The organism is Glaciecola siphonariae (assembly GCF_042652645.1).
Lineage (GTDB): Bacteria > Pseudomonadota > Gammaproteobacteria > Enterobacterales > Alteromonadaceae > Glaciecola > Glaciecola siphonariae.
Map to the genome: position 1 here is coordinate 1,889,417 of NZ_JBHSGU010000002.1, position 22,011 is coordinate 1,911,427.

At 45.2% G+C, this 22,011-nt stretch carries 17 protein-coding genes; 8 read left to right on the forward strand and 9 right to left on the reverse strand.

The genetic code is table 11. The annotated features are described in order from the left end of the window. Positions 1-283 precede the first annotated feature (283 nt). Positions 284-2,116 carry an RNA polymerase sigma factor RpoD gene (rpoD, locus tag ACFO4O_RS09660; protein WP_382408305.1) on the forward strand — a complete coding sequence of 611 codons (1,833 nt, stop codon included), beginning with the start codon at positions 284-286 and terminating at the stop codon, positions 2,114-2,116. A gap of 100 nt (positions 2,117-2,216) precedes the next feature. Here the strand turns inward: rpoD and ACFO4O_RS09665 are convergent, their stop codons facing one another. From ACFO4O_RS09665 to ACFO4O_RS09680, 4 genes are all read right to left on the reverse strand, one after another. Continuing rightward, positions 2,217-4,487 carry a hybrid sensor histidine kinase/response regulator gene (locus tag ACFO4O_RS09665; protein WP_382407824.1) on the reverse strand — a complete coding sequence of 757 codons (2,271 nt, stop codon included), beginning with the start codon at positions 4,485-4,487 and terminating at the stop codon, positions 2,217-2,219. Between the two features lie 264 nt (positions 4,488-4,751). Further along, complete coding sequence (locus ACFO4O_RS09670) at positions 4,752-5,735, reverse strand: bifunctional helix-turn-helix transcriptional regulator/GNAT family N-acetyltransferase (RefSeq protein WP_382407826.1); 984 nt, start codon at positions 5,733-5,735, stop codon at positions 4,752-4,754. Between the two features lie 305 nt (positions 5,736-6,040). Continuing rightward, the gene (locus tag ACFO4O_RS09675) at positions 6,041-9,154 is read right to left on the reverse strand and encodes an efflux RND transporter permease subunit (RefSeq protein ID WP_382407828.1); all 3,114 of its coding nucleotides are present in this window, start codon (positions 9,152-9,154) and stop codon (positions 6,041-6,043) included. A gap of 9 nt (positions 9,155-9,163) precedes the next feature. Next, positions 9,164-10,222, reverse strand: a complete 1,059-nt coding sequence (locus ACFO4O_RS09680) for an efflux RND transporter periplasmic adaptor subunit (protein ID WP_382407830.1) — start codon at positions 10,220-10,222, stop codon at positions 9,164-9,166. Between the two features lie 118 nt (positions 10,223-10,340). Here ACFO4O_RS09680 and ACFO4O_RS09685 point away from each other — a divergent pair, with 118 nt between their 5' ends. Together ACFO4O_RS09685 and ACFO4O_RS09690 are read left to right on the forward strand one after the other, a co-directional pair. Further along, positions 10,341-10,940 (forward strand): hypothetical protein, encoded by a 600-nt coding sequence (locus ACFO4O_RS09685; RefSeq protein WP_382407832.1) that lies wholly within the window; start codon positions 10,341-10,343, stop codon positions 10,938-10,940. 110 nt (positions 10,941-11,050) lie between these two features. Further along, on the forward strand, positions 11,051-12,811 hold the full coding sequence (locus tag ACFO4O_RS09690; RefSeq protein WP_382407834.1) for an acyl-CoA dehydrogenase family protein: 1,761 nt from the start codon (positions 11,051-11,053) through the stop codon (positions 12,809-12,811). Here the strand turns inward: ACFO4O_RS09690 and ACFO4O_RS09695 are convergent. Next, positions 12,750-14,045, reverse strand: coding sequence for a methionine gamma-lyase (locus tag ACFO4O_RS09695; protein ID WP_382407836.1), 1,296 nt, complete (start codon positions 14,043-14,045; stop codon positions 12,750-12,752). The two genes, ACFO4O_RS09690 and ACFO4O_RS09695, sit on opposite strands and share 62 nt — an antisense overlap. A 118-nt stretch (positions 14,046-14,163) precedes the next feature. On the opposite strand from ACFO4O_RS09695, the gene ACFO4O_RS09700 reads away from it, so the two are divergent. Continuing rightward, entirely contained in the window at positions 14,164-14,631 is a 468-nt protein-coding gene (locus tag ACFO4O_RS09700) for an Lrp/AsnC family transcriptional regulator (RefSeq protein WP_382407838.1), read from the forward strand. A 122-nt stretch (positions 14,632-14,753) separates the two neighbouring features. Next, positions 14,754-15,671, forward strand: coding sequence for a M14 family metallopeptidase (locus ACFO4O_RS09705; protein WP_382407840.1), 918 nt, complete (start codon positions 14,754-14,756; stop codon positions 15,669-15,671). 12 nt (positions 15,672-15,683) lie between these two features. Here ACFO4O_RS09705 and ACFO4O_RS09710 read toward each other — a convergent pair whose 3' ends face one another. Continuing rightward, complete coding sequence (locus ACFO4O_RS09710) at positions 15,684-16,205, reverse strand: GNAT family N-acetyltransferase (RefSeq protein WP_382407841.1); 522 nt, start codon at positions 16,203-16,205, stop codon at positions 15,684-15,686. Between the two features lie 182 nt (positions 16,206-16,387). Beyond that, the gene (locus ACFO4O_RS09715; RefSeq protein WP_382407843.1) at positions 16,388-16,540 is read right to left on the reverse strand and encodes a hypothetical protein; all 153 of its coding nucleotides are present in this window, start codon (positions 16,538-16,540) and stop codon (positions 16,388-16,390) included. A gap of 621 nt (positions 16,541-17,161) precedes the next feature. Between ACFO4O_RS09715 and ACFO4O_RS09720 the strand changes: the two genes are divergently transcribed. Beyond that, positions 17,162-18,091, forward strand: a complete 930-nt coding sequence (locus tag ACFO4O_RS09720) for a GGDEF domain-containing protein (protein WP_382407845.1) — start codon at positions 17,162-17,164, stop codon at positions 18,089-18,091. A 67-nt stretch (positions 18,092-18,158) separates the two neighbouring features. Here ACFO4O_RS09720 and ACFO4O_RS09725 read toward each other — a convergent pair whose 3' ends face one another. Both ACFO4O_RS09725 and ACFO4O_RS09730 read right to left on the reverse strand, forming a co-directional pair. Continuing rightward, positions 18,159-18,728, reverse strand: coding sequence for a DUF3016 domain-containing protein (locus tag ACFO4O_RS09725; protein ID WP_382407847.1), 570 nt, complete (start codon positions 18,726-18,728; stop codon positions 18,159-18,161). 195 nt (positions 18,729-18,923) lie between these two features. Then, complete coding sequence (locus tag ACFO4O_RS09730) at positions 18,924-19,292, reverse strand: hypothetical protein (protein WP_382407848.1); 369 nt, start codon at positions 19,290-19,292, stop codon at positions 18,924-18,926. Positions 19,293-19,573: 281 nt separating this feature from the next. Between ACFO4O_RS09730 and ccoG the strand changes: the two genes are divergently transcribed. Both ccoG and ACFO4O_RS09740 read left to right on the forward strand, forming a co-directional pair. Beyond that, positions 19,574-21,013 (forward strand): cytochrome c oxidase accessory protein CcoG, encoded by a 1,440-nt coding sequence (gene ccoG, locus ACFO4O_RS09735; RefSeq protein ID WP_382407850.1) that lies wholly within the window; start codon positions 19,574-19,576, stop codon positions 21,011-21,013. Beyond that, a complete protein-coding gene (locus tag ACFO4O_RS09740; RefSeq protein WP_382408307.1) occupies positions 21,006-21,995 on the forward strand; it encodes a serine/threonine protein kinase in 990 nt (329 codons plus the stop codon). Before ccoG ends, ACFO4O_RS09740 begins: the two co-directional genes overlap by 8 nt. Positions 21,996-22,011 lie beyond the last annotated feature (16 nt).

Genomic DNA, 22,011 nt, shown 5'->3' on the forward strand with positions numbered 1-22,011 from the left:
AGATTTTGAACTTTCGATTTGTAGAGCGGTACTATAATTAAGGTGGAAAATTAGTCAGTGAGTATGTTATACTGGCGAATTCGCTGAAAAGTGGTATGACGAGTCGGGCAAGGTGTTTCGACTCAACGTTTATTAGGCCTTAGGCGGCGTAATTCCTTTTAGGAGTGCGCGGCAAATATGGCGCCCAATTCGTTCAAGCAAAGCTTTACGAAAACAGAGGCAAAAGACTTGAGAAATCCCTCGTAGTCACCATATTAGGCTCCCATTCTAACGTGTAAGGTATATTGTGCAAAGCAAGCAGTCCCAGATAAAAATCCTGATTGCCAAAGGCAAAGAGCAAGGTTATTTAACATTCGCTGAGGTGAATGACCACCTGCCTTCTGACATCGTAGATTCCGATCAGATAGAAGACATCATTCGCATGATTAACGACATGGGCATTCAAGTGTTTGAGCAAGCACCTGATGCCGATGAGTTATTGATGCAAGAAACCACGACTGATGAAGAAGTTGCCGAAGCGGCAGCGCAAGCATTGGCCACAGTGGAAAGCGAGATTGGCCGTACTACCGATCCTGTGCGCATGTACATGCGCGAAATGGGCACAGTAGAGCTTCTTACTCGCGAGGGCGAAATTGAAATTGCAAAACGCATTGAAGAAGGTATTAACCAAGTTCAGTGTTCGGTTGCTGAATATCCAGAAGCTATTACCTATTTGCTCGACCAATGGGACCTGTTTGAAGCTGAAGAAATTCGTTTAAGCGACATTATTATCGGCTTTGTAGACCCGAACGAAGACGACGTTGCTCCTAGCGCCACCCATGTTGGTTCTGAATTGTCTGATGAACAATTAGACGATGAAGATGACGATGGCGATGACGACGAAGATGATGAAGAAGACGATAATAGCGTTGACCCTGAGTTAGCCCGTGAGAAATTTGCTGACTTGCGCAAGCAATACAACAAAGCGCGTAAGGTGATTGAAGACAAAGGTCGTGCGCACAAATCTGCGAAAAAAGAAATTGCAGCACTCTCAGATGTGTTTAAAGAATTTCGTCTAGTGCCTAAGCAGTTTGACCGCATGGTTAAAAACATGCGCAGCATGATGGACAGAGTCCGCATCCAAGAACGTTTGGTCATGAAGTTCTGCGTGATGCAGGCAAAAATGCCGAAAAAAGAATTCATCAAACTCTTTGCTGGCAACGAAACATCGACTGAGTGGCTGTTTAAAACATTAAAAACTGATGCCGCTTATGTGCCAAAACTTCAAGAGTATCGCGAAGAAATTGAGCGCTGCGTGAGCAAGATGAACGCCGTTGAGCAAGAAACCGGCTTGATCATTCCAGACATCAAAGACATCAACCGCCGCATGTCGATTGGTGAAGCGAAAGCTAGACGCGCTAAGAAAGAGATGGTTGAGGCAAACTTACGTTTGGTTATTTCAATTGCTAAAAAGTACACCAACCGTGGTCTGCAATTTCTTGATCTCATCCAAGAAGGTAACATCGGCCTTATGAAAGCGGTAGACAAGTTTGAATATCGCCGTGGGTATAAATTCTCTACCTATGCAACATGGTGGATTCGCCAAGCGATCACTCGCTCTATTGCAGACCAAGCGCGTACTATTCGAATCCCAGTGCACATGATTGAGACAATTAATAAGCTTAATCGTATCTCGCGCCAGATGTTGCAAGAAATGGGACGCGAGCCTACACCGGAAGAGTTGTCTGAACGTATGGTGATGCCTGAGGATAAAATTCGTAAGGTATTGAAAATCGCGAAAGAGCCTATCTCTATGGAGACGCCCATTGGCGATGATGAAGATTCGCATCTTGGTGACTTCATTGAGGATACGTCAATCACTCAACCTCTCGATTCAGCGACTGGCGGTAGTTTAAAAGACGCTACTCAGGAAGTGCTAGCTGGCTTGACCTTACGTGAAGCAAAAGTACTGCGTATGCGTTTTGGCATAGACATGAACACCGACCATACGCTTGAAGAAGTTGGAAAGCAGTTTGACGTTACACGCGAGCGTATTCGTCAAATCGAAGCAAAGGCTTTACGTAAATTGCGCCACCCTAGTCGTTCAGAGCAGCTTAAAAGCTTCCTTGATGACTAATGATTGCGGTGCAAATGAGCACCTTGCATATCAAATAAAAAAACCAGCTTTTGCTGGTTTTTTTATGCGTGCTTTTTTATGCCTAATTTAAGGACACACCTTACTGGGCGATTGCTCTCAAAATCTTGTAAAGGGACACTAAGTCAACTGGCTTCCCTACATGATAATCAAATCCTAACTGGCTATACATCTCAATGTCTTCGCTTGAAATATTGGCTGTAATAGATACCAATGGCACAGAAGACGACTCGGCCCTAATCGCCTTGCACGCCTCAATGCCATCCATTATGGGCATATGAATATCAAGAAAAATGATATCGGGACGCTCTTCTTTGTAGCTAGATAGAGCCTCCAAACCGTTAGAGGCAATCAAAACCGTCGCCTTAGTCTCTTCAAGCATTGAACAAAAAATAACTTGGTTAATCTCATTATCTTCTGCTAACAATATCGTTTTGCCGTTTAAGTCAGGCGCTTCAACGTCTGACAGTTTCGGATAGTCTTGAGTGGTCTCAGCGATATGTTGAAGCGGGATAATAACCCTGATGTTTGAGCCCTTGTTAACCTCACTATCAACCTTAATTTGACCTTCCATCAAGTTAATTAATCCTAAACTAATGGGCATGCCCAAACCTGTTCCACCAAACTTACGCGTGGTCGATGCATCGGCCTGAGAAAATCTGTCAAACAGCTTTTCGATATATTCTGGTGTCATTCCGTGGCCCGAATCAATGACGCTAAATATGAGCGCATCGTCATCGATACCTTCATTCGTGCCAATCTTGATAACAACGGAGCCTTTTTCAGTGAACTTGATGGCGTTTGAGACTAAATTAACCAGAACCTGCTTGATGCGCAATGCATCGCCAAGCCAACCCTCATGGTAATTTGCACATATTTCATAAGACAGGAATATTCCTTTTTTGCTGGCCATCACATCCATTTCGTTGACCACCTGCGTCACTAATTCTTCAAAATTAAAATACGTTTTTTCAAGAACAACCGCCTGCGCCTCAATTTTAGAGAAGTCTAGAATATCGCTGATAATGCCAAGAAGTGACTTCATTGAATAACTTGCCGTGCTTATCAGCTTGTTTGCCTTTTCATTTAATGACTGACGAGACAGCAGTTGAAGTGAGCCGTGTATACTATTAAGCGGTGTCCGCAATTCATGGCTCATATTCGCCAGAAACAGAGACTTAGCCCGCGACGCCTCTTCCGCTCTATGTTTTTCATGCGATAGCTTTTGATTTGCTTGTGCAAGTTCGCGCGTTCGCTCCTTAACCTTTTCGTTGAGGTCATCATTTAGCCCCTTAATAACCTGCAGCATGTCATTGAAGCGCTCGGTAAGTAAACGCACCTCTGTCCATTTTGATGACACCTTTAAACGCTCGCTAGTATTATCTTTAATCAGTGTGGCTTGCGTAGCCAGTGACTCGAGTGGCCGCGTGATTAAGTAAGATAATGAAATTCCAATCACCAGAGACACCAACATCACGCTCAGCAAAACCATAGCGAAGAAAAATTCGATATCATCAATCTGCTCAAATACTTCTTCTGTATGAATTTTTGCCACTATTCCCCAATCATATCCATCAATACGCCCGGTTGCTGCTACAACTGGGTTTCCTGCATAATCCAATGCATCCCACATAAATGTGCTGTCGCCATATAAGGCTTCGATTGCAGGAGAGTTAGCGGTGTCTTTTGCTACTATGCGATTAAACTCTCCCTCATTGTCGTAGCGAGTACTGGAGACAAACAATGCGTCTGCATCGTTATTTTTGATGGCAAGCACCCATTCGCCGGTGCGGCCCAAGCCACTCACCTCATTCACTATTTCGCGAATAAAGTTCGGCTGTACACTTAATTTTATAATGCCAATGGCGCTGCCATCGAGCATGAGTTCATCATATCCAACGAGCAGTGTGGTGCTGCCGTCTCTGCGCAGCGTAATATAAGGAAAGGCTTGCGCATTGGTCATAATATTGGCGGGCAGAGTGTCTAGCGTGCTCGCAACCGCAGCGCCCTGCATGTCAAACACGCTGATTTCTTGTATGTTGCTGATAGAGGCCGCGGCATCTGAAATGATCTTATCAATTAGCCTCAAGTGCTTATCGGAAGGCGCAAGCTGATGAGCGTGTAAACTCGTTCTTAGTTGCGTCCTACTGGCAACCAAGGCGGTATTATCTTCAATTTTGTCAACGCTCGATAAAATTCTGTTTTGCGCGATTTTAGTGATGGCCTCAAGGCCCTTTTGAACCTGTGTTGTATGTTGCTTGCTCACAAATGAAGTCAGAAAGTAAAAAGCAATCATCAATGGAATGAGCGTTGACGCCATCAACGCAATAATTAAACTAGATTTAAGCCGCAATCTTTCTACCCTGCTGTTTAACGAATATAAAAAGCAACACATAGAGCTATGCCGCATTTAACGCTTATTCTGTTTGGTTTATTTCGTGGTTTTGTACAGTATAAGCACATTATGTGCCGCATAGTCAGAATGTCAATTACCTGTTTATCTAACGCTAGCGGCATTGAAAATGCAGCCTTTCTTCCTTTACCCACAGTTTCAGATTAGTAGCCAGTGTCAGATTACCGGCAGTCGGCTTTAAACACGTACAATAAGCTATAAAACTTAAGCTTTATATCGCATTGCCACATTACAGCGCTCATAATTTTTACCATAGCGCTGCATGGTTTCATCGTCGTGATAAAATCCATTTTTTTCATACAGGTGAATCGCAGCTTCGCACTTGCTATTGGTGAGCAAGTATAGCTTTGAGGCGGGTATGTTTAGCGCCTGCTCGATGACATACTGCAGCAATCTTTCCCCCACTTTTAAACCACGGCAGTTTGGGGTAACGCCCATTTTCGTTAGTTCGAAACTGCCTGCATCACTGCGTAATAGAGCGCACGTTCCCACCACGCCCATCTGCCTGTGACGGGCAAAAAAAACATAGCCGCCGTTATCGATGATGTACTTTTGTGGGTCTGCTAGTACGCGTTTATCAATGTCTTCTAAACGGAACATTTGTTCAATCCAGATTTTGTTAATCGACTCAAAATGCGGGGCTAGGGCTGGCGTAAAAGGTAAAAACTCAAGGTCGTTTTCAATGTTGCCCACCTGATTAATTTTATCGTGCACGCTCAGCGTTCGCTCTACTAAGCTCATGCGCTCAAGCGCTCGCTCAAAGTTAATGAGAGACTGATAAAACTGGTTGCCGCTTTCAGTACACATAGCCTCTGCAGCTTTGCGTACCGCGCGCCATGTAGGCTGCACATCACTTAAAGTAGACCTGCCTTTTTTGGTTAATGATACCAAGCGTCTGCGCTTATCTTCCGGGTCTTTAATGAACTTAATAAGCTTTGCTCTTGCCAGCTCTTGGCAAAATTGACTCAGTGCCGGCTGCGATAAGCCCAAACGCTTTGATGCGTCGACTACCGACACCTGCTCATACTTATCTAGCAGCGCAAGTAAAGGAAACCATTTAGGGTTCAGCGGCATGTTAAACACTTGATATACCTGAGCCGCTTGGGCTGAAAGCTGATCCGAAATCCGCTTTAACCGGCTGCCTAAAGCAAGCTCTGCGAGTTCATCTAAAAAATCGTCTTGGTTCATTTTTGCATCCACCAAACTGTGTGTACTTGCAGCACACTTAGCGTTAAAACAGCTATTAAAACGCGCACTCAAACGTATATTTCATCAAGAAACTTAATGCACATTTAACAAGCTATTTATATGGGTACTTATAAAGGCACTTATATAGGAGCTTACATGAGCGCTTATATAAACACTTACATAAGTACTTATGTAAATTTATACAACATCGATTTAAGATGGTCAACAGCTGCTTAACAAACAAAAAAGAGAGGCCTATAGCCTCTCTTTTTATTTGTTGATTGCGTTTTTAAGTGAATAAGCGCTTAAATTGAGTTTTCACCTTTTACATAGGGTACTTCGTCTTCAAGTTCTTCTAGTTTACGGCTGCGTTTTTCGGGCGACCCTGTACCTCTTGCCAAATATGCATAGGCTGTGGGCACAATAAACAGCGTCATAAACGCTGAAAGAAGCACGCCAGCAAAAATCACCATGCCTATTACCATGCGCGACTCAGCGCCCGGCCCAGAAGCCAACACTAGAGGTAAAGCAGAAAACACGGTGGTGAAGCCAGTCATCACAATCGGACGCAGACGCTGCATGGCAGCGCGCCGAATGGCTTGCTCAAACTCCATGCCGGCATCGCGAAGCTGATTTGCAAATTCTACTATCAATATCCCGTTTTTCGCCGCCAGTCCAATCAGCATAACCAGTCCAATTTGCGAATAAATATTTATCGTCATATCAGACAGGTACAAGCCCACATAGGCGCCAACCAATGCCAAAGGCACCGTAAACATGATCACCAAGGGGTGTATCCAACTTTCAAACTGGGCGGCCAGCACCAAATAGGTCACCGCTAAGGCTAGAATAAAGATGAAAATAAATGATGAACCCGACTCCTGATACAGCTGCGATTCGCCTTTATAATCAATAGACACCTCGGCTGGTAACTCGGTTGCCACAATATTTTCAAGGTAGGCTAAGGCCTCACCTATCGTGTAGCCGTCAGCGAGGTTGGCACTAATGGTAACAGCACGCATGCGATTGTAGCGATTGAGCGTATTGGATGTTGCCTGCTCACGAATATTGAGCAGGTTATCCATGGGAATAAGCTGACCGGTTCTATCGGAGCGCACGTAAATATTATCAATGCTATTGGGGCTTCGGTAATCTGCTTCATTACCTTCCATAATCACATCGTACTCTTGCCCGCGATCTAAAAAGGTAGATACCCTTCTCTGACCCAACATCGTTTCGAGGGTGCGACCAATTTCAGAAATCGACACGCCTAGGTCAGCCGCTCTGTCTTTATCAATATCAATCAGTAGCTGAGGCGATGTTTCTTTATAGTCAGAGTCCATGCGCAGCAAGTTAGGATTATCGCGCGCTTTTTCCATCACAATATCGCGCCAAGCAACTAAGTCCTCATAGGTATTACCCTGCAAGACAAACTGAACCGGTCGCCCGAGTCCTCGCCCACCTATAGCGGAGCGCATGATTGCAAAGGCCCTTACATCGGGAATATCGGAAAGCTTGCCGCTCACTTCGTTCATTAGGTCAAAGGTTGAACGCTCGCGTGTTTCCCAGTCGGCCATTCCAACAATGGCAATACCTGCCTGCCCGCCAAAACCTGGCGTACGCACTAACACACGAACAACCTCGCCTGCATCTCGATAGGGCAATAATATACTCTCTATCTTTTCTAGGTTTTTCGCGTTACTTTCATAGCTTGCGCCTTCTTGTGCCTGCATCAAAATAAAGAAATTACCTCTGTCCTCACGCGGCACAAATTCTTCTGGTATTTTGCTCTGCAGCTGCCAAATTAAGGCCATGCTCACCAATACGGTCAGCGCCACAAGAACCGGTTGCTTCATTGTTGTGGCAAGTCCGTTGTAATACTTTTGCTCGAGTGTTTTAAAGCTTTTATCTACCCACAAACCAAAGCCCGAACTGCGGGTACGTTTTTTCAAAAGCTTTGAGGCCATCATTGGTGAGAGCGTTAGCGCGGTAAAACTCGAAAACGCCACCGCCGCCGCGATGGCAAGCGCGAACTCAGTAAACAAGCGCCCAATATTCCCCTCTAAAAACACTAGGGGTACAAACACTGAAATGAGCACTAAGGTGGTGGCAATAACCGCAAAGCCAACTTCTCTTGCGCCTCTAAAAGAGGCTAACAAGGGGGGCTCGCCCATTTCTATGCGCCGATAAATATTTTCAAGCACAACAATGGCATCATCAACCACTAAACCAATCGCCAAGACTAAGGCCAAAAGTGTCAGCAAATTAATAGAAAACCCTAACACGTACATCACCATAAAGGCCGCAATTAAGGAGACAGGCACGGTGACCGCAGGAATCAAGGTGGCTCTGACGTTGCCTAAAAACACATAAATCACTACAACGACCATCATCATTGCAATGGCGAGCGTGTTGTACACCTCGTTTATCGACTCCTCAATAAACACTGACGAATCATAGCTTGGTACAATAAAGATATTATCAGGCAGGGTTTGTTCAATCCTCTCAATGGCCTCACGCGCGGCGCGCGCTACCTCAAGCGTATTTGCTTTTGACTGCTTTACAATCCCAAGGCCAATCATATTAACACCATCGCCCCTGAAATCGGTCTCGTCATCCTCTGCGGTTAGTTCAACCTGAGCAACTTCCCCTAATTTAACCAAATACCCGTCAGCGCCTGCGGCAACGGTGAGCTTGGCAAAATCGCTTGGCGACAAAAAACTACGGGCCACTCGTACGTCGAAATCCCGTGTTTCAGATTCGACTCTGCCGGCAGGCAGTTCAACATTTTCTGCTCGGATGACTCGCTCAATGTCGCTAACAGTAATCCCGCGTGCGGCCATCGCATTGCGGTCGAGCCATACTTTCATGGCATAACTGCGGCCACCGCCTAAATTTACCCTAGCAACACCGTCGGCAATCGACAAACGGTCGACAATAAATCGGTCTGCGTAATCGGTGAGCTCAAGCGTGCTCAAGTTATCGCTGCGCAGGTTATACCAAACCACAACATCTTCATCTGAGTTTGATTTTGCGACTTCGGGCGGAAACGCTTGATCTGGCAGGTCATTGAGCACGCGAGAAACACGCTCGCGAACGTCGTTTGAGGCTGCATCTATATCGCGACTTAAATTAAATTCAATCGTGACACTCGAGCGGCCATTTCTGCTTGAAGAAGAAATATTTTTAATGCCTTCAATACCGCTGATACGGTCTTCAATCAGTTGCGTGATGCGGGTCTCTACGATTTCCGCTGAGGCGCCAGGGTAACTGGTGTTAACCGACACAATGGGCGGGTCAATGTCAGGGTACTCACGAAGCGATAAAAAACTAATCGCAACAATGCCAAATACTAACAGCAGCAAGTTAACCACACTGGCAAATACAGGACGTTTAACCGATAAATCAGAAATTAACATCTCAGCCCCTTACAAATCTAAAACGCGGACAGCAGAGCCATCTCGCACGCGTAATGTTCCTTCACTTATGACTTTTTGACCGGCTTCCAAGCCGTCAAGGATTTGTACTAAGCCGGGCTTACGTTCACCTACCTTCACCTTAGTTTTAATGGCTTTTTCTTGCTCGTCTACAACAAAGACAAACTGCGAGTCGCCCTCAGGCACTAGGGCTGATTCGGGTATAACAAGCGCATCTAAAACGCGTTTTTCAAGATTAATTTGCAGCAGCATACCAGGGCGCATTTTCATGTCTTGATTAGGCAGTTGGGCGCGTACCTGAATAGAGCGCGTAACCGGGTCGATACGAGAATCGATATTTGTGATTTTGCCTACAAACTGCTCGCCGGGATAGGCGACAGAACTTGCATATATGGTTTGGCCATTTTTAACACTCGCTAAATGCACCTCAGAAATACTGAAATCGACTTTAACTACGCTTAGGTCATCTAAGGTGGTAATTAAATCACCAGGCCTGACCAAACTGCCAACGCTGACCATACGAGTGCCCAAGCGGCCGCTAAACGGTGCGCGTATGATCAGCTCTTCTAAATCGGCTTGAGCAACGTCTCGCTGAGCGCTTAACGCTTTTACGCGGGCCTCTTGTTCGTCGAGCAATTGCTCAGACGCTGCGCTCTGGTTAGCTAGGTTTTTGATTCGGCTGAGCTGGCGTTTTGCTTCAGCCACGTTAATTTCAAGCTCACTAACGCGGGCTTCTTCAGCGCGGTTATTTAGCTCTACTAGTATTTGTTGCGCCTCAACAATATCGCCATCGTCAAAGGCAATCGTTTCTATCGTTTCGGCTTGCTGTGCGGTAATATTTACCGACTCGTTGGCAACTGCTGTACCGAGTGCCTCTACAATAACCGGAAAGGCCTGCTTGCTCGCAAGGCTCACAACCACCGGCGTTTGCCCTGAACCGCGCGGCCCACCTTGGCCTTGTGCTTGTTCTGGCAAATTGATATAGATTAAAAAGGCAACTAAGGCAACAACGCCAACTAAGAGTGGCGAGATTTTTATAAACTTTGACATATTTCTCCTGACGGCTGCTGATACTCAAGGTGGGCACAAAACAATAAGCATAAAAATGCTGTATAGATCAGCTAGCGAATTAAATTTACGTAACAACACGTATTATAGGATATAACGATTGAAACTGTGCATTATTTCACTTTTTGGGCTGTTTATTTTTGCGTGCTCAGACGCATCTTTCGATGCGCCGGCATGCCGGATCTCTCCTAAAGCCCAAAGCGAAGCGATGAGTAACGCAATAACTAAAGTTTCGCCTTCAAAAAACGCAACGGGAGCCTGTGTCGTTCGCTTGCAATCAAAGTTGCTTGTAATTGAACGCGCTTCCGGTAAATATGACCTTGCTTCATCAAATAATCTTTCGTTTTTTGAACACAATAATGTTGCTGGTGCCGCCTCATCAGAAATTGAGTCAATGAGCTCCCAATGTCAGGCCCACCGAGCCATGTGGTTGGAGACGGGCTTTAACGTCGAAGTGGGTGCACAGCTTGCTAAACAAAGAGACAATACCCTGCTTTTTGCCTGCAGCTTGGCCAATGGGTTTGACGGCAGTGAAGTGAGTATTGCAGCGCCACCGTGGGCAGACGGCCAAGTACAACAATTGCTCTATATTGACCCTTTTAACATCGAACAAGACCAGTGGCATCACCCCGACAATTTGACTGGCGTTCGTGACGCCTATGTAAATCACGGCATGCTGAATGCGCGCGAAGTCCAGTAAATTCCTACCTCAACCGGATAAATACTTCTTATAAATTTAAGTGATTGAGCATTTTCGAGCTTTTCACGTACTATACCAATACAATGTTTTAGTACTGTTCAGGAGTTACAATGCCGCAATACAATGCCCCATTAGCAGATTTTCAGTTCTTGCTTAAAGACTGGTTAAAAATTGACGAACACTATGCAAATGTGGATGCACAAGGCATGGACAGCGAGCTGGTGCTTGAAATCATCGGACAAGGTGCGAAATTTGCCGAAGAAGTGGTTGCCCCCTTAAATAGAGAAGGCGATGAGCAAGGCTGCACTCTAACTGACGGTAAAGTCAAAACGCCCGATGGCTTTGCCCAGGCCTACCACGAATATATTGCTAACGGATGGAATGCAATGCTTGGCAATCCGGAATTTGACGGACAAGACCTGCCATATTCTGCGGCGGTGCCGGTGCACGAAATGCTAAATTCAGCCAATTTAAGCTGGCGATTAACCACGATGCTAACGGAAAGCGCGGTGCTCGCAGTTGATAAACACGCAACCGATACACTTAAGCAGACCTACTTAGCCAAGTTAATCAGCGGCGAGTGGACCGGCACGATGAACCTAACCGAACCGCATGCCGGCACTGATTTGGCACTTTTAAACACTAAAGCTCAGCCCCAAAGTGACGGCTCGTACCTAATTACTGGTAACAAAATATTTATCACTGGCGGTGACCATGATTGGACAGACAACATCATTCATTTGGTGTTAGCACGCTTACCAGACGCGCCCGCTGGTGTTAAAGGCATAAGTTTATTTTTAGTACCCAAATTTTTGGTGGATGATAGCGGTCAACCGGGTGAAGCAAACAAACTAAGCGTCGGCAGTATTGAAAAGAAAATGGGAATTAAAGCCAGTCCGACCTGCGTGATGAATTACGACGGCGCAAAAGGCTATTTGGTTGGCGAAGAAAATAAAGGCTTGGCCTGCATGTTCACTATGATGAACGACGCTCGTTTTCAGGTGGGTTTACAAGGATTAGGAACATGTGAGGCATCATTCCAAGGTGCTGTGTCGTACGCTAGAGAGCGCTTACAATCACGCTCACCCACAGGTCCAAAACAGCCCGAGGCCAAAGCCGATTCGCTGATGCATCAGCCCGACGTACGCAAAATGCTGCTCACACAAAAAGCCTTTACCGAAGGCTGTCGAGCACTCTCTTTACTCTACGCCCAGCAGATGGATATTGAGAAATACACTAATGATGAGCGCAAGCATGATGCCGAGCAGGTGATTGCCTTCTTAACGCCTATTTGCAAAGGCTTTATGACCGATATAGCCACAGAGGTGACTAACCTTGGCATTCAAGTATATGGCGGACATGGCTACGTGCGCGAGTGGGGGATGGAGCAACTGGTGCGAGACACACGTATCGCCCAGCTTTACGAGGGCACTAACGGCATTCAAGCGGCCGATTTGATTGGTCGTAAACTTACGCGCGACGGCGGTAAAATGTTGGGCAAAACGGTGGCAATGTTGGCCGAACGCATTAAGCAAATGACCGATGCCGAAAAGCGCCAGCAAGCGACTGACTTACTTAAGGAGTTTGAACAAAGCTCAACTGCGCTTTTAGGTCGTGAGCCAAATGATATTGCTGCCGCCGCCACCGATTACTTGCACTACAGTGCTTACATCATTTTAGGCATCCTTTGGCTGGATATGGCGAGCAGCGCACAGGCATCCGGCAATGAGTTAATTGCCAAAGGAAAACAAAACACATGTGCGTTCTACATTAAGCGATTATTACCTAGAAAAGATTTGCACAAGCAAGTTATACACAGTCGGTCAGATGACGTACTGAACGTAGCTGATCAAGAGTTTGATTACGTATAACAGCTTTATCTTTTGCCATGAGTGAGCCTGTGCTCGGCTCATGGCAGGCGCTAAAGGCTTGATCAAAATCGTTTAATATATCAGCTACCGACTCAAGTCCCACGGAAAAGCGAACTAGAGTATCGCTGATGCCATGCGCCGCCCGCTGTTCAGGCGTGTAGGCTGCATGCGTCATACTTGCAGGATGCTGAATTAGGCTTTCTGCGTCTCCTAGTGACACGGCACGTTGAATCATTTTCAGCTCATTCATCAAGGCCTTCCCACTCTCTAAGCCGCCGTTAAGTTCAAAGGCAATCATTCCGCCAAATAATCGCATTTGTTTTTTCGCCAACTCATGCTGTGGATGCTCAACCAAGCCGGGATAATAGACATGTTTTACCGCGCTATGGTCTGTTAAATATTGTGCCACTGTTTGCGCCGATTGACTGTGACGCTGCATTCTTAGCTCAAGCGTTTTCAGACCGCGCATAATGAGCATCGCGGTAAATGGTGACATGCACGCGCCGGTCATATCCTTTAAACCTTCAACGCGTACCTGATTAACCAAGTCAGTGCTGCCCACTAGTAAACCTGCAACTAAGTCACCATGCCCGCCTAAATATTTGGTGGCAGAATGAATCACCAGATCTGCGCCGAGGGCTATCGGCTGCGTAAGGTACGGTGTTGCATAGGTGTTATCAACAATGCTGATTGCACCGGCGTCACGCGCTAGGCTGCATACAGTTTGTATGTCAACAATACGCATATTCGGATTAGCCGGCGTCTCAAAATAGACGAGTTTAGTGCGCGGCGTGATTGCGCTGGCGAGGGCATCTGTATCGGTCATATCAACAAACTTTACGCTCACGCCAAATTTACTTAAGCCATGCTGCATGAAGGCATAAGTGCATCCGTATAAGGTGATATCTGCAAGCACTTCGTCACCAGATTGTAACAATGTCCACATGGTAGCGCTTATCGCTCCCATCCCTGACGCAAAGCTCAATCCTGATTGAGCCCCTTCCAAACAAGCAATACGCTTTTCTAAAATATCGAGAGTAGGATTTGATATACGGCTGTAAAAGTGTCCTTGAGCATTGCCAGCAAACAAGTCGGCGCCATGTTCGGCACTCTCAAAAGTGTAGGTTGAGCTAAGGTGTAGCGGAGGATTAAGCGCGCCCTGCTCTTGCTGGGCGTCATAAGCAAAATGAATTGCGTTGGTAGCAAAGCCTGTATTATTAGATTGCTCAGACATAAGCTTCTCTTGAAATATAAACACGCCACTAGCTTACTACCAAATTTATGAAATTAACTTGCAATATATGCCACAGATACTATATTAATTAGCATTAAATGCTATAAATAAGCTATCAATGGATAAAATTGACCGAAATATTCTTCGCGAGCTGCAGCGCAATGGCCGAATCACTAATCAAGAGCTCGCAGAACGTGTAAATTTATCACCAAGTCCTTGTTTAAGACGCGTAAAACAGCTTGAACAATCAGGTTTAATCAAAGGCTACAATGTAGAGGTCGACCATGAGGCCTATGGTCTGCCGATCATCGTTTTTGTGCGCGTTCAGCTTGAGCGTCATAGCGCCGATGTAGTGAGTAAATTTGAAAAGGCGATAAAAGATGCCCAGCGAGTTTTAGAGTGTTATGTAATGACCGGGCGCTCAGATTATTTACTGAAAGTGATGGTAAAAGACCTGCACGATTACGAGCACTTTGTGCGCCACCAACTGCATGAAATTGGCAATATTGCGTCAATCGATACCAGTTTCGCTTATGGTGTTGTTAAACGCTCCCATGTGCTTCCTATGGTAGACTCAACATTGTAAAGTAAAGCGTTAACTAATCGATTAAGCTCAGCTAACAGTATCATAAGCTCGGCTCTGGATATAAAAAGCGCCCAGAGCTGAGGTTATTATATTCGCATCTAACATATAAAGAGCCAAAAAATATGCACACTCATTATCCTATCGGCACTCCCGGTAAACCATGGACGCAAGACGAAAAAGCGATATGGCGTAAACAGCAGTCTTGCTCGCGTTCGTATCGAACAGAAGTGCTTGAAAAACTTTATAAGCTAAATCACAAATTAGACCTGCATCATTATGGCGCACTTAACTACAATACTCAGCGCTATCCACTTTTTGCGCTGTGTACACCAAAGTTTAAGCCGAGTCTTCCAAGCGTGTTGATTACCGGCGGCGTACACGGCTACGAAACCAGCGGTGTTCAAGGTGCAATTTTGTTTATGCAAGATGCCATAGACCGCTACACCGACCACTTTAATTTTATAGTGGCACCCTGCGTAAGTCCGTGGGGCTATGAAACTATAAATCGATGGAACCCAAAGGCGGTAGACCCAAATCGCTCCTTTTTTGATAACGGTCCATCTGACGAAGCAAATGCAATTATGGCATTTGTTAAACCTTATCAAAGTCGTTTATTAGCGCATTTTGACCTACATGAAACAACCGACACCGACAACTCAGAATTTAGACCAGCGTTAGCGGCTCGAGACGGGATTGTGCAAGATAAATGGGAAATACCTGATGGGTTTTATACAGTTGGCGATAGCGGACGGGCCAAGCTAGATTTTCAAAAAGCGATTATAAAAAGCGTACAGGGCGTTACCCATATTGCACCGCCCGACAAGCACGGTAAACTGATTGGTAGCGATATGGTCAGCGATGGCGTGATTCTGTATGACAAGCGCAGCCTGCATTTATGCGGCGGCTTTACCGATGCCGAATATGTGACCACTACTGAGGTGTATCCCGATAGTCCAAAAGCCAATCCACAGCAATGTAATCGCGCCCAAGTTGCCGCTATTTGTGGTGGTCTTGACTATATTTTAAGTACTCAGGTCTAAACAGAACATGCTTTAAAGCGGTTTTTCCCAAAACAAGGCTCGACCCATCTCTGGGTCGAGTTCATAAGCCTTAAACCCGCATTTGATATAAGCTTGCTGCGCAGGGATATTTCCTTCCAATACCTCTAAAGTAATTTTACATGCATTGCGTTTTTCTGCCTCGAGCTCAATAGCATCCATCAAGGTTTTGCTCAAGTCCCTTCCTCTAAAAGCCGGCAACACAGCAAAATCATGTACGTTGATAACCGCTCGCCCTTTGAAGGTCGAAAAGCTCTCAATACAATTAGCAAACGCAACAGGTACCAAGTCGGCTGTGCTTATTTCAGCTGCATCTTTGTGCGCATACACCAATATGGAAAACACATAGGAGCGCGTCGACATTTCATGTATTAAACGCTCAGTTACCGATACCGGCACCGCTTGCCCGCCTCCCATAGGGTCTTTCGCGTAGGCCTGCAGCATGTAAATCAAGTCGGTAGCGTGGCGAGAATTGGCATAATCTACCAACGTTGTTACAAAGTGAAGAGAGGTCATTGTGAGACTCCGATTGTTCGGTGATTTTATTTAGTAGTTTGTCGAGAAATTTTGCTAAGTAAACTTGTCCGGTAATTGGGTCCAGTTACAAAGCTTGCTTATGAGGCTTAAATATATAGGCTAAGTGTAAAAGCCAGCTAAACAATTATTTGCCCATCGCGCCACTAAGGCAGAATGAGGAATTAGCTCGCCTTAAAATCAGAGCTTAAGACCTTAAGCGCTTTGAGTTTGCTTTCAAGATTGCTCAGCTTTTTCATCGTTACCGTTGCAAAAACAAAAGCTGAAATGCCCATCGACATACCGATTATGCCAAATACAAACCCTAATTCGTCCATGATCAAATCCCTCAAAATTGAAGTGTAGCTTTAAACTCTAAACCATTTTGGCAATTTAACAATGACCTTTTCATTTAGGCTTTCATTGAAATGCATTTGCGTTTGAACCTTACACTGAATTGCAGGGGCTCTAATTACCTCTCTTTGACTCAAAGGAGATGTGTAGAGGGCTTTTTAGTAATAAGAAGGTTTCAGATGGCTTTGTTTACCCTCCTTTAACTTCAAGGGGCTTTGACTTGCAGGAGGCTTTTTAGTGATAAGAAGGTTTGAAATGGCATGATTTGCAGGGGGGACTTTGCTTGAAAACATCGAAATCATGGATGATTTCGTTGAGCGCCCATGGATGGGATTACAGCGTTTTTCAAGCAAAGTCCCCCCTGCAAACAAAGGCCCTGTAAGTTCATAAAGAATTAAGATCCTGCTTCACTCTATAACGGCGTAGAGTTTCTCATGTTTGGTTCATTAGGTTTATTGCTTTATTTGATTATTTTTTGTACTATTTGGGCTGAAAGTAGCACGTTTACTAGAACTCGCGGTCGTATAATAAAGCAGCAATACAATAATTATAATAAAAGTACGTCGAAGGATTGACCTCAGTTGAATAATAAGCCGAGCGACGTAATGAAAATTTTTTTGATCAATGAGAATAAAAAAGAACGTGAATGGCTGACCAGTGCGCTAAAAATGAGCAGCCAAATAGATTCCGTTCTCTGCCATGAAAGAGGCTACGAACTCGAAGTAGAAGATGCTAGCTTTTCTTCCGCTTTCATCGTGGTGACCCAAGAACAATTCCCCGCACTGCGCAGGCAATTGTCCAAATACTATTCGGCAAAAGACCTGCCTTGTCCTATCTTAATTCTTACCGATTCGTTTGACAGTTTTGATGTGAGCGGCTATCGAAATTTTACTATCGACGCATTCCCTACGCACGCCGTAACGCCAGATATACTCAAATATTTGCTTGGTACGCTGCGCAGAGATTTCCGTAAAGACGTGAGGCTGAAACGCTTAGCACATTTTGACAGCCTAACGGGTGCTACCAATAGATATTTGTTTGGCGACAGAACCAAACAAACCATTGCCGCTGCGCGCAGGCAAAACGAACCGCTTGCATTTATGTATTTTGACTTAGATAAATTCAAAGAGATAAATGACAAATATGGGCACAACACCGGTGATGAATATCTAAAAACCTTTGTTGAAATTGTCCAAGAGAATGTACGAGACTCTGATACTTTCGGCCGGCTTGGTGGCGACGAATTTGGGCTACTGTTGCCAAAGTCCTACGAGATTGACGCTGTTAAAAAAGCAAAAAAGATCCTTCGCGATCTATCCGTCAAACAAAGTATAAATGGGCATCGACTGTCGATTGCTACCGCCATTGGCATCGCGGCGTTTACTGAAAGTGACTTAAAAAACGATATCAATTACAAGGCGCTTATCGGGTATGCAGACAAAGCGGCGTTCGCGTCAAAAAACAAAGGGAAACACCAATACTCGGTGTATCGCCACCCTGCTCGTACGCATAAAAAAGCAGCCATTAGAGCGTAAGGCTCTATGGCTGCTTTTTTGATATCATTCAATCAAGACACTGACTTAGCGTCCTGATGGTAGTAGCTTAACTAGCTTGTTCGTCGCTTTGCTTAAAAGTGTCTTTAAACCATTTCTCTAGCATGTTTTTTTCGTAGGGAAAGGCGTCGGTATTGTTTCGAATTCGCCCTGCGCGATTTAAATAGCTCATATCTTTAAGATTAACTTGGTCGGCCTGCAACTGCTCACCATTAGCATCGGTCAGGACAAAGCTAAACTTAATGCGCGGAAAATAAATGTCTTCCATCACGCGCACGTCAAACATAGTTGACCCAATTGGTACGCGCGGACTGCGTGTATCACCGGCTAAATCGATATCTTCAACCGTTACCGCTAATACTTGTCCTTCGGGAAGCGTCTGAGCAAGTTCATCAAAGTAATCTTGCATGGTCTTTAGCACATGCTCTCTAAATTTTGCTCTCGACTGGTTAGACGGGCGAATATCTGTGAAGCTTTTGGGCTCAACAAATTCTATCTTCAAACGGCTATCGGCATCATTTTGCGGCATTGATTCTGACGCAGTTGCATAGCAACTGAGGCCCAAACAAAGGGTCAGTGCACTTAAACACATGCTTTTATAGGCAGACTGGATTCTCATGGTCGTTAAACTCTCTATTTTTATCTATGTCCGTATACCCTAATTACCATACATATTAAGCCAGCCATGGCACAGCTTATGGTCGGTTATACCTGTGCTAAATATAGTCTATTTTGCGCACTTTTGAGACTTTGATATTGATAAAAAGTTCATCGCGCCAAAAATGTATCGCATTAAGACAGCTAAAACAGAGATTTACAAAGGGTCCAATACACCGGTTTGATTGATGTCTGAGCAAAACTTCATCAGATTATTGCCGAATAAATAGGGATTTTTATCATCCGCTAGACAATAGCGGCTATAGAATAAGCGGACCTTATCGATAGAGGACGTCACCTCATACACATAGTCGGTCTGATGAGGCTTAAGCGACATGTTGTTACGCAAAAACGCATTCTGCAACTTCACTAAGCGCGCACGCTCTGGCGCGCCCATGAGGATGTCCACCCAACCACTGAATGTTTCTCCTGCACCGCCAACAAAGGTCTGCACATACGTCATACGAAGGGCGACAATAATGAGCAAAACACCCAACACTCCCGCTATCCAACGCCAAATATTCACCTACAAAGTCTCCGCAATCATCTCATGTGTATCATAACCTAGTATACAAGATTAAAACGCCCATTTAGCCATACCTGATTATAAATTTTACTCACCAAAATTGAGCGCCTTCGTCATGCAAACAAAAATAAGTTGTTTCAAGTCCTGCTTTAAAAACCATCGTGTTGACAGATGCATGGCGAATTTATTGATCTCAGTTAACAAATCTAAAGTCATCAGGCGTATAATAATCCGATATCAGTTCTTTGATGAACTGCACTTATTACACTTTGGAGCACCGGATGAACGAAAAAATTCGCATCAAGGACATCACTCCTGTCAAAATTGCTAAGCCAAAAGATGCGTTGACCAAACCAAACTACTCTGCCCGAAGCCGCATCTATGTTCGCGCGGTTCAAGGCACGTTTGAGAATATCCGGCGTTTTTTTGGACTCATCTTTTTGGGTATATTTGCCCTCATTCCTTGGTTGGAATATCAGGGCCAGCAGGCGGTATTGCTAGATATTGCATCGCAGCGCTTTAATTTTTTCGCGATGACTCTATGGCCTCAAGACCTCACTATTTTGGCCTACACCTTAATTGTGTCAGCCTTCGCTTTATTTTTTGTTACCACCTTTGCCGGCAGAGTTTGGTGCGGTTTTATGTGCCCTCAAACCACATGGACATTTATATTTATATGGTTTGAAGAAAAAATTGAAGGCTCTCGAAACAAGCGCATGAAGCTTGATCAGCGCAAAATGGACGCTGACAAATTTGTCCGCAAAAGCCTCAAGCACTTCTCGTGGGTGGCCGTCGCCCTGCTTACATCTCTAACCTTTGTTGGTTACTTCACCCCTATTGACGCGCTTTTCATAGATTTTTTCACCTTTAATACTGGTTTTTGGGTGGCGTTTTGGGTCTTATTTTTTACCTTTTGTACCTACGCAAATGCCGGCTATATGCGCGAAATTATGTGCACCCACATGTGTCCGTACGCACGCTTTCAGTCGGCCATGTTTGATAAAGACACGTATACCGTTGCTTACAACGCCCAGCGCGGCGAAAAACGCGGGCCACGCACGCGCAAAATGACGCCTGAACAAGCACAGCAAAAAGGCTTAGGGGACTGCATTGATTGCAATTTGTGTGTGCAAGTATGTCCGACCGGGATTGATATCCGGAACGGCCTTCAGTACGAGTGTATTAACTGCGGTGCATGCGTTGATGCCTGTAACGGCGTAATGGAAAAAATGGGTTATGAAAAAAACCTTATCAGCTTTACCTCAGAACACGAATTAAAGGGCGGGACAACCAAAATATTTCGCTCTAAGCTTGTGGGTTACGCGGTTGTATTGCTCATCATGACCGGTCTTTTGATTGCTGATATTGCCACCCGCGTGCCTCTAGAAGTTGACATTATTCGTGACCGCAACTCTCTCGACAGAGAAACGAACGAGGGGCTGATAGAGAATGTATATACACTCAAAATTCTCAACAAGTCACAGCAAAAGCGAACCTACACCGTGGCGGTGAATGGCATTGTTGATGCGAGCTTTTATGGTGACACCGAAGTGACTGTTGAGGGCGGTGGCGTATTTACCCTGCCCATAAGCGTCGCAACCGACCCGAGCAATTTAGAGGTGGGTACACAAAAAATATATTTCCGCGTCAGTACTTTAGATGAACAAGGTGATACCATAGAGGTTGAAGAACCAAGTACATTTATATTTACCGGTGTCTGAATTTCATTTTACTCGACTTACCCCTGAGCTGATTTTAGACGGCATTGAAAGCCTTGATGTGCAAGTTGCATCAGGCCTTTTAGCCCTCAACAGCTATGAAAATCGCGTTTATCAGTTTGTAGCTGAAGACCAGCGCCGCTTTGTGGCAAAATTTTATCGGCCTTTGCGTTGGAGCGACGAGCAAATACTAGAGGAACATCGCTTCAGCCAATTGCTTGCTGAAGATGATATACAGGTGGTTGCCCCCCTCACTATTCACGGAAAATCATTGCACGAGCTAGACGGCTATCGATTTGCGCTTTTTCCTTCGGTGGGCGGTCGCCAGTTTGAGGTGGATAATTTAGACCAGCTTGAATCGGTTGGGCGCACTATAGGAAAGATGCACCGTAGGGCACATACCGAGAGCTTTGCATATCGTCCGCCCATCAGCATTGAAACCCATCTTCAAGCGCCAATTACAACACTTAAAACCCATGATATTGTGCCGCCTCATTTGCACACTGCATTTTTCACTATTATTGAGCAATTAATTGAGCGCACCACCTCTGATTACACAAAAGCGATAGCGCAGTGCCGCAGCGGTGCTCGTTTACATGGCGATGTACATCCTGGCAATATCCTGTGGCGAGACGGTCCGATATTCGTTGATTTTGACGACTGCAGAAACGGCCCAGCCATCCAAGACCTATGGATGATGTTGAGCGGCGACCGTCAGCAGCAGCTACTGCAGCTTGATATACTGGTTAACGCCTATGAAGAATTTCATGAGCTAGACTACAAAGAGTTTCACCTTATCGAACCCTTACGCGCCATGCGCATGGTGCATTATATGGCTTGGCTTGCCCTACGTTGGCAAGACCCAGCCTTCCCCACCGCTTTTCCATGGTTTGGTGAAGATAAGTACTGGGAAGGTCAAATCTTGGCTCTCAAAGAACAGTTTGCTGCGCTCGACGAGGCAACGCTTAGCTTAAGCCCTTACTAAGACCTACTCGATTGAA

Excerpts from the sequence above, each read along its gene's own strand:
- ACFO4O_RS09670 (WP_382407826.1), bottom strand. The coding sequence starts at position 5,735 with ATGAACCAAGACGATTTTTTAGATGAACTCGCAGAGCTTGCTTTAGGC.
- ACFO4O_RS09675 (WP_382407828.1), bottom strand. The coding sequence starts at position 9,154 with ATGTTAATTTCTGATTTATCGGTTAAACGTCCTGTATTTGCCAGTGTG.
- ACFO4O_RS09680 (WP_382407830.1), bottom strand. The coding sequence starts at position 10,222 with ATGTCAAAGTTTATAAAAATCTCGCCACTCTTAGTTGGCGTTGTTGCC.
- ACFO4O_RS09690 (WP_382407834.1), top strand. The coding sequence starts at position 11,051 with ATGCCGCAATACAATGCCCCATTAGCAGATTTTCAGTTCTTGCTTAAA.
- ACFO4O_RS09695 (WP_382407836.1), bottom strand. The coding sequence starts at position 14,045 with ATGTCTGAGCAATCTAATAATACAGGCTTTGCTACCAACGCAATTCAT.
- ACFO4O_RS09700 (WP_382407838.1), top strand. The coding sequence starts at position 14,164 with ATGGATAAAATTGACCGAAATATTCTTCGCGAGCTGCAGCGCAATGGC.
- ACFO4O_RS09705 (WP_382407840.1), top strand. The coding sequence starts at position 14,754 with ATGCACACTCATTATCCTATCGGCACTCCCGGTAAACCATGGACGCAA.
- ACFO4O_RS09710 (WP_382407841.1), bottom strand. The coding sequence starts at position 16,205 with ATGACCTCTCTTCACTTTGTAACAACGTTGGTAGATTATGCCAATTCT.
- ACFO4O_RS09715 (WP_382407843.1), bottom strand. The coding sequence starts at position 16,540 with ATGGACGAATTAGGGTTTGTATTTGGCATAATCGGTATGTCGATGGGC.
- ACFO4O_RS09720 (WP_382407845.1), top strand. The coding sequence starts at position 17,162 with ATGAAAATTTTTTTGATCAATGAGAATAAAAAAGAACGTGAATGGCTG.
- ACFO4O_RS09725 (WP_382407847.1), bottom strand. The coding sequence starts at position 18,728 with ATGAGAATCCAGTCTGCCTATAAAAGCATGTGTTTAAGTGCACTGACC.
- ccoG (WP_382407850.1), top strand. The coding sequence starts at position 19,574 with ATGAACGAAAAAATTCGCATCAAGGACATCACTCCTGTCAAAATTGCT.